The sequence below is a fragment of the Pseudomonas sp. S3_E10 genome (assembly GCF_054667615.1).
Genome location: NZ_CP162743.1, coordinates 3968212 through 3982767 on the forward strand (window position 1 = coordinate 3968212; position 14556 = coordinate 3982767).

Sequence of the window (14556 nt, forward strand, 5' to 3'; positions counted from 1 at the left end):
ATCACGCGTTGCCCGGATCTTGTGGTGGCGCGCCCTCATAAAAAAAGGCGACCGGGCTTATCGCCTCGGTCGCCTTTATGGGCCAGTTAAAGTGCTTACTGCACCTCTACCGCCAGGCTCTCACTGATCTTTTTCTGCCAGATGGCAGGACCGGTGATGTGCACGGACTCACCCTTGCTGTCTACCGCGACGGTGACCGGCATGTCTTTGACGTCGAACTCGTAGATCGCTTCCATACCCAGTTCGGCGAAGGCGACAACGCGCGACTTCTTGATGGCTTGCGCCACCAGGTAAGCGGCGCCGCCCACGGCCATCAGGTACACCGCCTTGTTGTCCTTGATCGCTTCGATGGCGGTCGGGCCGCGTTCGGACTTGCCGATCATGCCCAACAGGCCGGTCTGCTCGAGGATCTGGCGGGTGAACTTGTCCATCCGCGTCGCGGTGGTCGGGCCCGCCGGGCCAACCACTTCTTCGCGTACCGGGTCAACCGGGCCGACGTAATAGATGAAGCGGCCCTTGAGGTCCACCGGCAGGCTTTCGCCCTTATTCAGCATCTCGACCATACGCTTGTGCGCCGCATCGCGACCGGTGAGCATCTTGCCGTTGAGCAGCACGGTTTCGCCCGGCTTCCAGCTTTGCACGTCTTCTGGGGTCAGGGTGTCGAGGTTTACGCGACGAGCCGACGGGCCGGCTTCCCAGACGATTTCCGGGTAGGCGTCCAGCGGTGGCGCCTCCAGCGACGCAGGGCCCGAACCGTCGAGCACGAAGTGTGCGTGACGGGTGGCGGCGCAGTTGGGGATCATGCACACCGGCAACGAGGCGGCGTGGGTCGGGTAATCCATGATCTTCACGTCGAGCACGGTGGTCAGGCCACCCAGGCCCTGGGCGCCGATGCCCAGTTGGTTGACCTTCTCGAACAGCTCCAGGCGCATCTCTTCGATACGGTTGGACGGGCCGCGCTTGATCAGCTCGTGGATGTCGATGGATTCCATCAACACTTCCTTGGCCATCACCGCGGCCTTCTCGGCGGTGCCGCCGATGCCGATGCCGAGCATGCCCGGTGGGCACCAGCCGGCGCCCATGGTCGGAACGGTCTTGAGCACCCAGTCGACGATCGAGTCGGACGGGTTGAGCATGGCCATCTTCGATTTGTTCTCGGAACCACCGCCCTTGGCGGCCACGTCCACTTCTACGGTGTTACCCGGGACGATGGAATAGTGGATCACCGCCGGGGTGTTGTCCTTGGTGTTTTTACGCGCCCCGGCCGGGTCGGCGAGGATGGATGCCCGCAGTACGTTCTCCGGCAGGTTGTAGGCGCGACGCACGCCTTCGTTGATCATGTCGTCCAGGCCCATGGTGGCGCCATCCCAACGCACGTCCATGCCCACGCGCACGAACACGGTGACGATACCGGTGTCCTGGCAGATCGGGCGATGGCCGGTGGCGCACATGCGCGAGTTGATCAGGATCTGGGCCATGGAGTCACGGGCTGCCGGCGATTCTTCGCGCAAGTAGGCCTCGTGCATCGCCTGGATGAAGTCCACGGGGTGGTAGTAGGAAATGAATTGCAGGGCGTCGGCAACGCTCTGAATCAGGTCGTCTTGCTTGATCACGGTCATGAGTCGCGCTCCTCTATAAGGGAACATTCAATAAAGGTGGCTTCAGTGTTGCATCGGTCGGCTGGAGCCACCTTTCCAAGGCACGCCAAGTGGTGCAGGCGCGACGCTAAAAAGGCGCGGCAGTATAACCCGGCGCGGTGGCCGATACACCCGACTATGGTCAAACTCTGCCGGGCATGATTCCCTGTGCGGGCCTTTTTGATTCGAGAGTTTCCATGCCTGAACTGTACGTCGGCGAACGCCATTGGTCGGTATCCACCGGCAGCAACCTGTTGGACGCCTTGAACCAGGCGGGCGTGGCGGTGCCCTACAGTTGCCGCGCAGGCAGTTGCCATGCCTGCCTGGTGCGTTGCCGAGGTGAGGTCGAGGACAAACAACCCGACGCCCTGAGCCCGGCGCAACGCCAGGATGGCTGGCGCCTGGCGTGCCAGTGCCGGGTGACGGCGGATGTGCAGGTCGAAGCGTTTGACCCGCTGCGTGATGGTTTGCCGGCCCAGGTGGTGGGGGTCGATTGGCTGAGCGCGACGGTGTTGCGCCTGCGTCTGCAACCGGAGCGTGGCCTGCGTTACCGCGCCGGGCAACATCTGGTGCTGTGGGCGGGGCAGTTGGCGCGGCCGTATTCCCTGGCGAGCCTGCCGCAGGAAGATGCGTTTCTGGAGTTTCATATCGACTGCCGCCTACCCGGTGAATTCTGCGATAGGGCCCGGCTGCTGCAGATCGGCGACCGCCTGCGCCTGGGCGAACTACGCGGCGGTGCGCTGCAATACGACCCCGACTGGCAATCCCGGCCGCTCTGGCTGCTGGCGTCCGGCACCGGGCTGGGCCCGTTGTGGGGGGTGTTGCGCGAGGCGTTGCGCCAGGATCACCAGGGCCCCATCCGTATGATTCACCTGGCCCATGATGCTGGCGGCCATTACCTGGCCGAACCCTTGGCCGCGCTGGCCGCCGGGCATCCGAACCTTACGGTGCAGCTGTGGACGGCGGCTGAGTCGACCCAGGCATTGGCGCAACTGCGGCTTGTTTCAAGGCAAACGCTGGCCTTACTCTGCGGGCACCCCGCCAGCGTCGAGGCGTTTTCCAAGCGCCTGTTCCTGGCCGGGTTGCCGCGCAATCAACTGCTGGCCGATGTGTTCCTGCCCCGTGGTTGAGCGCTGAACTTCACAGCCGCGAGACGCACCATGACCGACGCCATCCTGTTGCAACGCGAGCGCGGGTTGCTGACCCTGCAGCTCAACCGCCCGGACAAGAAAAACGCCCTGACCCGCGCCATGTACACGCAACTGGCCGAGGCTCTGGAGCGGGCCGATGCGGACGCCACCCTCAACGCCGTACTGATCCAGGGCAGCCACGAGTGCTTCACGGCCGGCAATGATATAGGCGACTTTCTCGATCAGCCGCCCAGCGATCTCGACAGCCCGCCGTTTCACTTCATGCAGAGCCTGCTCAACTGCCGCAAACCGGTGGTTGCCGCGGTAGCGGGGCCGGCGATAGGCATTGGTACAACCCTGCTGCTGCACTGTGACCTGGTGTATATCAGCCGCGATGCCAGATTGCGCATGCCGTTCGTCAACCTGGGGTTATGTCCGGAGTTTGGTTCGAGCCTGATCCTGCCGCGTCTGCTTGGGCATGCGAAAGCCGCGCAATTACTGCTGTTGGGCGAGGCGTTCAGCGGTGAACAGGCCGCCGCGTGGGGAATCGCCACCGAGGCGCTGAGCAGTGGTGATGCGGCATTGGCCAAGGCGCGGGAAGTTGCGTTGCGCTTTGAACACCTGGCATTGGGGGCGGTGCAGGTGACCAAGCAATTGATGAAGAGCGTGGACCGTGAGCAGTTGCGGCAGGTGATCGAAGAGGAGGGCGCGTTGTTTACCCAGCGGTTGAGGTCGCCGGAGGCGATTGCGGCGTTGTCGGGGTTTATCACGCGCAGATAAAGCGTGTCGGCGGGGCCGTCGAATTGAATGAATCAGTAGCCGGCTACAGCAAAAAGCCCCGCCATTCACATGGCGGGGCTCTTGTTTTTCAGCGTGTCACTCAGACCTGCGGGTCGCCCACGTGCAGGATCTTCATGCCATTGGTGCCACCGGTGGTGTGGTAGCTGTCGCCCTTGGTCAGGATGACCCAGTCGCCTTTCTCTACGACGCCGCGTTTAACCAGCTCATCGATAGCCTTCTGGCTGACTTCGTTCGGTGCCAGCGAGGCCGGATCGAACGGAATGGTGTACACGCCGCGGAACATCGCCGCGCGGGCCTGGGCTTCGCGGTGCGGGGTGAACGCGTAGATCGGCACCGAGGAGCGGATGCGCGACATGATCAGCGGCGTGTAGCCGCTTTCGGTCAGGGCAATGATCGCTTTCACGCCAGGGAAGTGGTTGGCGGTGTACATGGCAGCCAGGGCGATGCTCTGGTCGCAGCTTTCGAAGACCTTGCCGATACGGTGGCTGGAGGTCTTGCTGGTCGGGTGCTTTTCGGCGCCGACGCAGATACGCGCCATGGCTTGCACGGCTTCCAGCGGGTAGGGGCCGGCAGCACTTTCAGCCGACAGCATCACGGCGTCGGTGTAGTCGAGCACGGCGTTGGCCACGTCGGACACTTCGGCGCGGGTCGGCATCGGGTTCTGGATCATCGACTCCATCATCTGGGTCGCGACGATCACCGCTTTGTTATGGCGGCGCGCGTGCAGGATGATCTTTTTCTGAATGCCGATCAGCTCTGCATCACCGATTTCCACACCCAGGTCACCACGGGCAACCATCACGGCGTCGGACGCCTTGATCAGGCCGTCGAGGGTTTCGTCATCGGCCACGGCTTCGGCACGTTCGATCTTCGCCACCAGCCAGGCGGTACCGCCAGCTTCGTCGCGCAGTCTGCGGGCGTATTCCATGTCGGCGGCGTCGCGCGGGAAGGAAACGGCAAGGTAGTCCACTTCCATTTCTGCGGCGAGCTTGATGTCGGCCTTGTCTTTCTCAGTCAGGGCTGGTGCGGTCAGGCCACCGCCACGACGGTTGATGCCTTTGTGATCGGACAGCGGGCCGCCGATGATCACCGTGCAGTTCAGTTCGGTTGGAGTGGCGGTGTCGACGCGCATGACGACGCGGCCGTCGTCCAGCAGCAGTTCGTCGCCGACGCCGCAGTCCTTGACCAGATCGGGGTAGTCGATACCCACCACGTCCTGGGTGCCTTCGGTCAGCGGATGGCTGGTGGAGAAGGTGAACTTGTCACCGATCTTCAGCTCAATGCGCTTGTTGGCAAATTTGGCGATACGGATTTTCGGGCCTTGCAGGTCACCCAGCAGTGCAACGAAGCGGCCATGTTTGGCGGCCAGGTCACGCACCAGCTTGGCGCGAGCCTTGTGCTCGTCCGGGGTGCCGTGGGAGAAGTTCAGACGGGCAACGTCCAAACCAGCCAGAATCAGCTGTTCGAGGACTTCCGGCGAGTTGCTGGCCGGGCCAAGGGTGGCGACGATTTTGGTACGACGGACGGACATGCACGGACTCCTGAGTTCAAGCGCTGAGGAAGGCTACTATGCTCTTTCGTTGTAGTCATTGTTCGTTTGCACTACTTATCGACGATTGACTTGTTTTGGTTGTGGCTGAATAGACGAACTGCCTTGAAGATTTTTGACGAGGGGTCGATACACTGCACAAGACTGGAGAACCCTCATGCGAATTCTGCTCATTGCTGCACTGGCCGTCAGTGTTGTCGGCTGCACCCGCTGGTCAATGGACCACCATTTGAACAACGCCTACCGTGCTTACAAGGTGGGTGACTGTGAGCGCGTTACCCTGGAATTGTCCCAGGTCGACCGCACAAGCCGCACTCGGCGTTATGTGCAGCCCGAGGTCTCAATGCTGCGTGGGCAATGCCTGGAACGGCAGAAACTGTTCGTCGACGCGGTGCAGACCTATCAATTCATCATCAACCAATACCCGTCGAGCGAGTACGCCTACCGTGCCCGCGCCAGACTGGACACCCTGCAACAACTGGGGCATTACCCCGGTGCGAGCGTTGCGAAGCCGAGTCCAGCGTCACTGTAATGCTATTCGTCATTTGTTAACTGGCCTCTTGCCAGTCTTGGGCTATCCTTTGTATGTTCGTTTGTATAAGTTTTACTCGAACGAATGAGGGGCCCGGACTCGGCAGCTGTCCAGTGACAAAACGTTTTCTGTTGTCACACCGAGATCCAGGGAGAGCGAGTGTTTGTGCTCGTTCCGAATCACTGGCACGGCCAAATAATGGCCACTGGATGGCGATCTCACCATGTTTACCGACCGACGGATCGAGCGGCATCAACTACCTTATTTCCTGCAAGTGTTTAATCGTCTTACCGATAAACCTATCGGCTTCTTGGGTAATGTCTCGGGGAATGGACTGATGTTGATCAGCCAGTTGCCCATGATGGTCAATGCGCAATTCGAGCTGCGCTTGAAGATCCCCGAGGCTGACGGCACTTTCCATGCAATTGACCTTACGGCGACCTGCCTGTGGAGCCACGAAGATATCAACCCGCAGTATTACGATTCGGGGTTCAACGTGCTTCAGGCGCCCGAGGAATATGAGCAATTGATTGGTGTGTTGGTGCAGTACTTCAGGTTTGACCCCCTGCAGGCATCCGTCTGATTACCGCACGGTGGTTGACCCGGCTCGGGTAATGCTACCCGGGCCGTGGCCAGGCGTTAATGGTTCAGAACACGCCGGCTTTTTTCCAGCCCAGATAATGCGTCACCAGGGCCGCTCCCATGGCTGATGGCAAAGTGTCCAATACCGAGAGGCCGTGCGCGTTCAAACGGTCATGCAGTTCATCCCGGGTGTTGAGGTAGTCCACCGTTGCGCTGTAGGCCAAGGCTTCTGGCATTGTTTGCACGGGCGACTGGCGCAGTCGATCGAGTACTTCTTCACGCAAGCTGGCCACCAGCACCCGATGCTGGCGACTGATGCGCTTCACGGCAGTCATCAACGCTTCGTCATCTTCATCGCGCAGGTTGGTCACCATAATCACCAATGCCCGACGTTTTTGCCTGGCCAACAGTTGGCTGGCCGCCGCCTCGTAGTCGGCGGCTCGTCGAGTGGTGTCCAGGTCGTAGACCGAGTTGAGCAACAGGTTCAATTGGCCACTGCCTTTGACGGGAGCGAGGTAGCGTGGTTGGTCGCCGGCAAAAGTGCACAGCCCCACCGCGTCGCCCTGGCGCAACGCGACGTAACTGAGTAGCAGGCAGGCGTTGAGCGCGTGGTCAAAATGGGACAGTTCGTCATCCTGGCTGCGCATACGTCGGCCGCAATCGAGCATGAACACGATCTGTTGATCGCGCTCGTCCTGGTACTCTCGGGCAATGGGCGTACGTTGCCGTGCGGTGGCTTTCCAGTCGATCTGCCGCAGGCTGTCGCCCTCACGAAACTCGCGCAACTGATGAAACTCCAGGCCCAACCCACGCCGCTGGCGTTGACGCACCCCCATTTGGCTCAGCCAGTTGTCTACGCCCAGCAGTTGCGCTCCATACAAACGGGCGAAGTCCGGGTAGACGCGAGTGGTGTCGTGGGCTTCGATAAAGCGCCGCGCGGACCACAGCCCCAAGGGGCTCGGCAGGTGGACTTCACAGCGACTGAACGTGAAATGCCCCCGTCGCAGAGGGCGCAGGCGATAGCCCAGCTCACTGCGTTCACCGGGGCGCAGTTCGATGGCCTGGGGTAGGTTTTCCCTGCCTAAACCATCGGGGACATGGTCGAACACCTGGACTGTCAGCGGCTGTGGGTAGTCGCATTCCAGGCTCAGGCGTACTTCGCCCCAGCGGCCCAACGCCAAGCTGCCGGGCATCTGCCGTTGCACCCGTGGCGAGGGCCGGTGCCGCAACCGTAGCGCGTCGAGCATGGCCAGCAGCAACAGCGCCAGGAGCAAGCCCCACGCCACCGAATGTACGGTGTCGGGCACTTTGAACTGCAATGCTGCGGCAGTGCCCAGCAAGATGTTCAAACCCAGCAATAGGCCGAGCCAGATCAACAGCAGACGGGTTGGCTTCATGGTCAGCTCATTGGCGGGGTGCTGGGATCTGGTCCAGCAGCTGCTTGAGCACCTGGTCGACCTCCAGCCCATCGATGTCCAGTTCTGGTGCAATGCGTACCCGATGGCGCAGTACCGCCAAAGCGCAGCCCTTGATGTCATCCGGGGTGACGAACTCGCCGCCGCGTAACAATGCCCGGGCGCGGGCGCCGCGCACCAGTGCAATGGACGCACGTGGGCCGGCACCTATGGCCAGCCCTGGCCAACTGCGGGTGGCCCGCGCCAGGCGCACGGCATAGTCGAGCACTTGTTCATCCAGGGCCAGTTCACTGGCGATTTGCTGCAATTGCAGCACGTCCGAGGCTTGCAGCACGGTGCGCAACGGTTGCACATCCAGCATGTCGGCCCGTGACGAGCGCGTCACTTCACGCACCATCTCCAGCTCTTGCTGTGCATCGGGATAGTCCATGCGCACCTTGAGCATGAAACGGTCCAGTTCTGCTTCCGGCAGGGGGTAGGTGCCTTCCTGTTCGATGGGGTTTTGCGTGGCCAACACCATAAACGGCTGCTCGATGGGCAGCGCCTCGCCTTCGAGGGTCACCTGCCGCTCCTGCATGGCTTCGAGCAAGGCTGCCTGGGTCTTGGCCGGGGCTCGGTTGATTTCATCGGCCAGCAACAGGTGGGTGAACACCGGCCCCTTGCGCAACTTGAATTGCTCGGTGTGCAGGTCGTACACGGCGTGGCCGGTGACATCGCTGGGCATCAGGTCCGGGGTGAATTGGATCCGCGCGAAGTCACCCTCAAAGCATCGCGCCAGGGCACGTACAAGCAGAGTCTTGCCCAGCCCTGGGACGCCTTCGAGCAATACATGGCCGCCGGCGATCAGTGCGGTGAGCACGTCGTCGATCACCTGCTCCTGGCCAATCACTGCTTTGCGCAGTTCAACGCGCAGAGCCTGGGCCTGCCGGCTGGCGCGTTGCAGGGTTTCGGTCGTCAGGGTGTTGGCGCTGGTAAATTCGCTCATAGGGCGTTCCTGAGGGTTTGCAGGCATGCCACCCGCCGGCTGAAATCGGCGCTGGAAAGCCGTTTTGCCGGGAGTGGGCCAAGGGCCTGGCTGATGACATGAGGGGGTTGGCGCGTCAGGTGTTCAAGTACTCGCCATTGTTCGGTGTTGTCGAGGTGCTCAAAGCCAGGATGGCGGCGCCGGGCGGCACGCTGGATATCGCGCTGCAACGCGTGCAATAGCGAACCCTGGCTGCTGCGGCGCAGCAGGAAGTCGGCGCTGGCCTTCAAGTGTTCCTGCAACTGCCGGCGAGCCTTGGGAGCGGGTGCCTGGATCGGGCCTTGGCGCATACCTGCCTGCCAGAGCGCCAGGGCGACCAGCGCAATGAGCGCGACCGCGGCCTGGGGGAAATAACGCAGCAGCAGGGTCAGCAGGTTGTCCACGTCACTGTTGAACAAGAAAGTCACCGCCGTACCCTGGTTCAGGTACCACAGCAGCCAGGCGTTGTCGTGTTTGCCGATATCGGTGGTTTTCCACAGGTCGCTGTCGGTAATCACGGTCACACGGCCTTGCCCGAGGTCTCGTTGCATCAGGTGACTTGACCTGGCGCTATTGGCTGAAAACTGGGCAAGGTGCTTGGGGTCGGTGAGGTTGAAGTCGGTGTCGAAGCTGAAGTACGCCGGGGCGGTTTCATTGTCGACATAGAGTTTGGTCAGGTCCGGCGCTTTCTTTTTGCGGGGTGGGGTGGGCTCAGCCGGCTCCTCACTCAGGGCCTGGTGGATATGCAGGCTATCGAGTAATAAGTCACCGCTTTTGCCGGTTTCTTCATCCCATAGCGCCTCGGCGACCAGGAGCAGATGGCCGCCGGATTTGGCCCAGTCGAGCAGTTGCCCGGCCTGGCGTGGCGACATATTGCTACGTTCGCCCAGCAACAACAGGCTGTTGCCCTTGGCGGGCAGGGTGGCCAGGCGATCAAGGCTATTGGCATGCTCCACCGTCAGGCCTTGCTGGCGCAAAAAATGTTCGGCCGCCAGGTAAGGGTTGGCCAGCACTTGTGGGGCAGGGCCGCGATCCACGACTTCGTCATAGGGCGTCGCGTTGCTCCAGGCGTAAAGGCCACCCGCTCCGATCAGGCATATCAATAACAGCCCAACCCACACCAATAGCCGGCTCATTGATGACCCCCGTAACTGAACAGGGCGCGCCAATCACTGCATAATTTTTGCTGGGTTGAGGCAGAGGGAAGGTGATGACCGTAGGCAAGGTTTTGCCAGTGCCGGGTCAACTCGTCGCTGAAGGCCAGCAGTTGCGGTTGCTGTAATTGTTGAACGCGTGCCAGCACCTGGCCTTCGGTATCGGCGCTCTTAAGCGGCAGGTTGAAGTCATGCAGTAACCGGCTCAGCAGGCCGCGATACAGAAGGCCAAGTGCTTCCCTCGGTTGAGTGGGCCACAGTTGCTCGGCGGTGCTGGCGATATCGACGGGCAAGGTGTCGGTGCCCAGCTCCAGGCCGAACAATTGCGTGGGGAGCGGTGGGGTTGCTTTGGCGCTGGGTGGCCCGCGTCGGCTGACAAATGTTTGCAGCCAGTCGCGATAGCGCCAGACCAGCAGGGCCAGGCCACCTGCCAGCAGACTCCATAACAGCACCTCCAGGCCTTGGGCAATGTGCTTGAAAGCATTGCTGTTGAGGTTGCCCAGTAGCGTTTGCAGCCATCCCGGCAGTTTACTGTCGGCGTGTGTCTTGTTTTTTGCGGCGGGCTTTTCTTCGCCAAAGCGATAGCGGGTCACGGTTTCCGGGTTTTTGAAGGGGGGCTTTTCCAGCATCGACTTGATGGATCGGCGCGCGTCCTGGGTACTCAGCGGCTTGGCTTCGCCTGCCATGACAGGAGGGTTGAAGGGCAACAGTGTCAGCCCGATCACCAGCAATAACAGCGTGGCCACATGACTCAGGCGTTGGCGCAAGCGGCGGAACACCAGCTCCAGGTCCCACGCCTCCAATACGGTGCGACGATTGAGATAAAGGCTGAAACCACACGCGACGTAAATGGGCTCCCAGAACACCAGGATCAACGCGTAGAAAGCGTTGCCCAGATGCTCCAGCCACAGTCCTTCGGTGGTGGTCGCCAGTGCCAGGCGCTGCCAATCCCAATCCAGTTCAAGTTGCTGCGGAATGAACAGGTAGAACAGCGCCATGCAGCCGAACCACAGTCCGATTTCCAGGTGTACGCCAACCGTGGTCAACCACCTCGCGGCACCGGCGTTGCGTTGTTGCAGCACGCCCAGGCGTTTTTGCCTTGCCTGGCCGTCCAGGCCTTCAAGTTGACTGACCGGCATCACAAAGCTGCGGCTGAGGCTGAGTCGGCGCCAGGTCAGGCTGGCCAAGAGTTGACCCTTGAGCAGGCGGGGCCACTGGCGCACGGCCTGCTTGAGGCTGGGCGTTTCTCCGAACAAGGCCTTGGACAGGATATAGAGCGGCAAGCGGTCGAAGGCCGGTTTGAACCACCAGAACAGGAACATGGCGGTGGAGGGGTATTTCCACAGCAGCGCGCTTAGCACGGCGAATACCGGCAAGCTCACCAGCGCCCAGCTACCCATTAGCAACCGGCGATGTTCCCTGGCCATTAGTACACCGAGGTCCATGGCTTCCCAGGCCGTGCGCGGTCGAATCACCACGCTGGAGTCACTCAGGCGCATGGCGAGCCCTCCCGGCAAAAGTCAGGTAAGCGATTACCAGCAGCCAGAGTGCAGCCCCAACCACGTATTTGACCCAGGGGGCGATCTGGGTAGTGGACGACCAGTAGGCTTCGATGAACGCGGCGATCAGCAAGAACATCATCACACCGCAAAGCAATTGCACGCTTTTGCGTGCCGCGAGCCGCAAGGATTCCCCGCGGGTCAACTGCCCTGGGGCGATCAGCGCCCAGCCCAACTGCAAGCCTGCCGCACCGGCGAGGGCGATGGCCGTCAACTCAAAGGCACCATGGCCGATGACGAATGACCAGAAGGTCTGGCCGTAGCCGATCTCGGTCAAGTGCCCGGAAATCGCGCCGATGATCAGCCCGTTGAAAATCAGGAAAAATACGCTGCCCAGGCCAAACAGCAAACCGGCGGCAAACGTCTGGAAGGCGATACCGATGTTATGCATCACGTAGTAGCCGAACATCATCCAGTCTTCGCTCGATGCCCGTTCGGCGGCGCGCCCCAGGCGGCTGGCTTCAGGGTCATACATACTTTGCATCTCGGCCACTTGTTGCGCGCTGACAATGCTGTAGATCAGGTCAGGAAACAGGTAGACCAGCAGTGCAATACCCAACAGGCTGGTAAAGAACAGCAGGCTGGCGATCAATACGAAGCGCCACTGCTCGCGCACCAGTCGCGGGAAGTCCGCCAGGACGAAGCTCAGCACGTTGCTCGCCAATTGGCTGCGATGACGGTACAGCTGTTGATGGCCGCGTAACGCCAATTGTTGCAAAGGATCCACCAGGTAACTGCTGTAGCCGCGCTCCTGAGCCAAGGCCAACTGCTGGCACAGACGCCGGTATTGATGGGGGAAATCGGCTACATCAGCGGCCTTGGCCTTGCCTTGTTCCAACTGCGTCAGTCGTTCGGCAAAGGCGTGCCATTGGGGCTGGTAGCGGCTTTCGAACATGCTTTGCTTCATGTCGGCCCCAACAGGCCGCGGGCCACGCCATTGAGTTGCTCGGCGGCGCGCGCCGGGGATACTTGCAAAGGCGTCGCGAGGATAGCGGCCAGTTCATGCACGCGTTCAGCAGAGAGTTCACCCTGGCGTTCGGCGAAGCCGAGGATCGCCCGTTGCTCACTCAGTTCCAGCGCAAACGGCAAGCGCAGGGCCGCAGCTTGCGGGACCCGAGGCCGCGCCAGGGGCAGTTCGCGGTAGACCACCAGCGTGCCGGCGGCCAAGTCGCCAAGGCGTTTGAAATTAGGATGCTGCAGGCAGCTGATAGCGCCAAGAAAGTAGCCGAAAGGCAACATGTCGACAAACCGCAGCAGGTTGCGAATGAGCGACGCCGACCAGCCGATGGGGGTGCCGTCGTCCTGTACGACGCGCAGGCCCATGACTTGTTTACCGGGTGAGCAGCCTTGGTTGAGCACTTCGAACAGCACCATGTACCACCAGCTCGCCACGAACAGCAGCAGTGAGCCCAGGCCGATTCCAATATTGCCGAGCAGCGCCAGCGGCACCAGAAGCACACCCATGACCACGCCGCGCGCACCAAGGTCGAAGGCGAAGGCCAACGCCCTGGGCACCAGGCCGGCGGGGCGCAGCGGGAGGTCGATACCCTCAGGGGTTTCGATCTGGTAGCGGGTGTCCAACGGGGTTGATGGCATCGCGATCCTTGGCAGTGCGGAGCGTTTGGAGACACGGATGCTAGCAGTGTCGGCGATGGAAGCAACTCTCCAAGATTTTACTGGGTGTTTGTACAGTGCATTTGGTGCTGGCCCCGAGTGCTGTTCAGCGCCTAGACTTTGCCGATCTTCAGCACAGGAATAGCCCGTGACCTCGATTTTCTGGTACGACTACGAAACCACCGGCATCAACCCGCGCAACGATCGCCCATTGCAGGTGGCGGGAATCCGTACCGATTTCGAGCTCAACGAGGTCGGCCCGCCGGTCAACCTTTATTGCCGGCCCAGCGACGATATCCTGCCCCATCCCGCCGCCTGTGCGATCACCGGCATCACCCCCGGAATACTGGCGGAAAAAGGCCTGGCCGAAGCCGATTTCATGACGCGGGTGCATGCGCAGCTGGCCGCGCCGGGTACCTGTGGCGCCGGCTACAACACGTTGCGCTTTGACGATGAAATGACCCGCTACAGCCTGTATCGCAATTTTTTCGACCCTTACGCGCGGGAATGGCAGGGCGGTAACAGCCGTTGGGACTTGATCGACGTGGTTCGCACCGCCTACGCCCTGCGGCCGGAAGGTATCGAGTGGCCGCTGGAGGGCGGGCGCGTGACGCTCAAGCTTGAGCGCTTGACCGCCGCCAACGGTATCGACCATGGCCAGGCCCACGATGCGTTGTCCGATGTGCGCGCCACGATTGCGCTGGCGCGGTTGGTTCGCCAGAAGCAGCCCAAGCTTTATGACTGGCTGTTTCAACTGCGCAGCAAGCAGCGCGTGATGGATCAGGTGCGCTTGCTGCAACCCATGGTGCATATCTCCGGGCGGTTTTCCGCCGAGCGTCATTATCTGGGCGTTGTGCTGCCGTTGGCTTGGCACCCACGCAATCGCAATGCGTTGATTGTCTGCGACCTCGGGCTCGACCCTCAGGCGCTGCTGAACGAGGATGCCGACACGCTGCGCCAGCGCCTGTACACCCGCCGTGATGAGCTTGCCGAAGGTGAACTGCCGGTGCCGCTCAAGTTGGTACATATCAATCGTTGCCCGGTGGTTGCGCCCTTGAGCGTGTTGCGCGCCGAAGACCGTGCACGTTTGCAATTGGACATGGACGTTTATCAGGCGCGGGCGCTGCGGCTAACTGAAGCACAGGCACTTTGGTGCGATAAGTTGGCGGCCATTTATGCCACGGAAGATTTTGCCTCGAGTGCAGACCCGGAACAGCAGCTTTACGACGGTTTTATCGGTGATCGCGACCGACGCTTATGTGAACAAGTCCGCATGGCCGAACCCGCGCAATTGGCGCTCCAGCAGTGGCCTTTTGATGATCATCGTTTACCGGAATTATTGTTTCGCTATCGGGCACGCAACTTCCCCGATACGTTGAACAATGAGGAGCAACAACGCTGGAAACTTTTCTGTCAGCAGCGCTTGTCAAATCCTGAATGGGGCGCGCCGAATACCCTTGAGGCATTTAAGCTGGCCAGGCAGGAGTTGGCCGTTAATGCGACTCCGTTTCAGCAGCAGGTGTTGGCACTTTGGCAGGAATATGCTGATTCTTTAGCGGCCCGCGTGGCGCGGTAATCAG

At 61.2% G+C, this 14556-nt stretch carries 13 protein-coding genes; 5 read left to right on the plus strand and 8 right to left on the minus strand.

Annotation, left to right across the window (positions count from 1 at the left end):
* Positions 1-95 precede the first annotated feature (95 nt).
* Positions 96-1619 carry a fumarate hydratase gene (locus AB4N98_RS18100; protein WP_017529248.1) on the minus strand — a complete coding sequence of 508 codons (1524 nt, stop codon included), beginning with the start codon at positions 1617-1619 and terminating at the stop codon, positions 96-98.
* Between the two features lie 215 nt (positions 1620-1834).
* Here AB4N98_RS18100 and AB4N98_RS18105 point away from each other — a divergent pair, with 215 nt between their 5' ends.
* Both AB4N98_RS18105 and AB4N98_RS18110 read left to right on the plus strand, forming a co-directional pair.
* Positions 1835-2767: an iron-sulfur-binding ferredoxin reductase gene (locus tag AB4N98_RS18105; RefSeq protein ID WP_017529247.1), complete on the plus strand. Its 933-nt coding sequence runs from the start codon at positions 1835-1837 to the stop codon at positions 2765-2767.
* Positions 2768-2797: 30 nt separating this feature from the next.
* Positions 2798-3547 carry an enoyl-CoA hydratase gene (locus tag AB4N98_RS18110; protein ID WP_017529246.1) on the plus strand — a complete coding sequence of 250 codons (750 nt, stop codon included), beginning with the start codon at positions 2798-2800 and terminating at the stop codon, positions 3545-3547.
* 100 nt (positions 3548-3647) lie between these two features.
* Here the strand turns inward: AB4N98_RS18110 and pyk are convergent, their stop codons facing one another.
* Positions 3648-5099 (minus strand): pyruvate kinase, encoded by a 1452-nt coding sequence (pyk, locus tag AB4N98_RS18115; protein WP_017529245.1) that lies wholly within the window; start codon positions 5097-5099, stop codon positions 3648-3650.
* 175 nt (positions 5100-5274) lie between these two features.
* Here pyk and AB4N98_RS18120 point away from each other — a divergent pair, with 175 nt between their 5' ends.
* Complete coding sequence (locus AB4N98_RS18120; protein WP_017529244.1) at positions 5275-5649, plus strand: tol-pal system YbgF family protein; 375 nt, start codon at positions 5275-5277, stop codon at positions 5647-5649.
* A 223-nt stretch (positions 5650-5872) separates the two neighbouring features.
* A complete protein-coding gene (locus AB4N98_RS18125; RefSeq protein WP_017529243.1) occupies positions 5873-6232 on the plus strand; it encodes a PilZ domain-containing protein in 360 nt (119 codons plus the stop codon).
* Between the two features lie 64 nt (positions 6233-6296).
* On the opposite strand, the gene AB4N98_RS18130 is transcribed toward AB4N98_RS18125, so the two are convergent.
* Genes AB4N98_RS18130 through AB4N98_RS18155 form a run of 6 tightly spaced genes read right to left on the minus strand, consistent with a single transcriptional unit; the run spans position 6297 to position 12958 of the window.
* Complete coding sequence (locus tag AB4N98_RS18130; RefSeq protein WP_068937508.1) at positions 6297-7628, minus strand: DUF58 domain-containing protein; 1332 nt, start codon at positions 7626-7628, stop codon at positions 6297-6299.
* Positions 7629-7635: 7 nt separating this feature from the next.
* Entirely contained in the window at positions 7636-8631 is a 996-nt protein-coding gene (locus AB4N98_RS18135) for an AAA family ATPase (protein ID WP_017529241.1), read from the minus strand.
* Complete coding sequence (locus tag AB4N98_RS18140) at positions 8628-9785, minus strand: DUF4350 domain-containing protein (protein ID WP_116079243.1); 1158 nt, start codon at positions 9783-9785, stop codon at positions 8628-8630. The genes AB4N98_RS18135 and AB4N98_RS18140 overlap by 4 nt, the downstream gene beginning before the upstream one ends.
* Positions 9782-11302 (minus strand): DUF4129 domain-containing protein, encoded by a 1521-nt coding sequence (locus AB4N98_RS18145; RefSeq protein ID WP_065876977.1) that lies wholly within the window; start codon positions 11300-11302, stop codon positions 9782-9784. Before AB4N98_RS18145 ends, AB4N98_RS18140 begins: the two co-directional genes overlap by 4 nt.
* Positions 11289-12269, minus strand: a complete 981-nt coding sequence (locus tag AB4N98_RS18150) for a stage II sporulation protein M (protein ID WP_068937512.1) — start codon at positions 12267-12269, stop codon at positions 11289-11291. Before AB4N98_RS18150 ends, AB4N98_RS18145 begins: the two co-directional genes overlap by 14 nt.
* Complete coding sequence (locus tag AB4N98_RS18155) at positions 12266-12958, minus strand: RDD family protein (RefSeq protein WP_017529238.1); 693 nt, start codon at positions 12956-12958, stop codon at positions 12266-12268. Before AB4N98_RS18155 ends, AB4N98_RS18150 begins: the two co-directional genes overlap by 4 nt.
* 166 nt (positions 12959-13124) lie before the next feature.
* On the opposite strand from AB4N98_RS18155, the gene sbcB reads away from it, so the two are divergent.
* Positions 13125-14552, plus strand: coding sequence for an exodeoxyribonuclease I (gene sbcB, locus AB4N98_RS18160; protein WP_368949326.1), 1428 nt, complete (start codon positions 13125-13127; stop codon positions 14550-14552).
* Positions 14553-14556 lie beyond the last annotated feature (4 nt).

What these genes read in the sequence shown, in the direction of transcription:
- AB4N98_RS18100 (WP_017529248.1), bottom strand. Translation starts at nt 1,619, where the DNA reads ATGACCGTGATCAAGCAAGACGACCTGATTCAGAGCGTTGCCGACGCC.
- AB4N98_RS18105 (WP_017529247.1), top strand. Translation starts at nt 1,835, where the DNA reads ATGCCTGAACTGTACGTCGGCGAACGCCATTGGTCGGTATCCACCGGC.
- AB4N98_RS18110 (WP_017529246.1), top strand. Translation starts at nt 2,798, where the DNA reads ATGACCGACGCCATCCTGTTGCAACGCGAGCGCGGGTTGCTGACCCTG.
- pyk (WP_017529245.1), bottom strand. Translation starts at nt 5,099, where the DNA reads ATGTCCGTCCGTCGTACCAAAATCGTCGCCACCCTTGGCCCGGCCAGC.
- AB4N98_RS18120 (WP_017529244.1), top strand. Translation starts at nt 5,275, where the DNA reads ATGCGAATTCTGCTCATTGCTGCACTGGCCGTCAGTGTTGTCGGCTGC.
- AB4N98_RS18125 (WP_017529243.1), top strand. Translation starts at nt 5,873, where the DNA reads ATGTTTACCGACCGACGGATCGAGCGGCATCAACTACCTTATTTCCTG.
- AB4N98_RS18130 (WP_068937508.1), bottom strand. Translation starts at nt 7,628, where the DNA reads ATGAAGCCAACCCGTCTGCTGTTGATCTGGCTCGGCCTATTGCTGGGT.
- AB4N98_RS18135 (WP_017529241.1), bottom strand. Translation starts at nt 8,631, where the DNA reads ATGAGCGAATTTACCAGCGCCAACACCCTGACGACCGAAACCCTGCAA.
- AB4N98_RS18140 (WP_116079243.1), bottom strand. Translation starts at nt 9,785, where the DNA reads ATGAGCCGGCTATTGGTGTGGGTTGGGCTGTTATTGATATGCCTGATC.
- AB4N98_RS18145 (WP_065876977.1), bottom strand. Translation starts at nt 11,302, where the DNA reads ATGCGCCTGAGTGACTCCAGCGTGGTGATTCGACCGCGCACGGCCTGG.
- AB4N98_RS18150 (WP_068937512.1), bottom strand. Translation starts at nt 12,269, where the DNA reads ATGAAGCAAAGCATGTTCGAAAGCCGCTACCAGCCCCAATGGCACGCC.
- AB4N98_RS18155 (WP_017529238.1), bottom strand. Translation starts at nt 12,958, where the DNA reads ATGCCATCAACCCCGTTGGACACCCGCTACCAGATCGAAACCCCTGAG.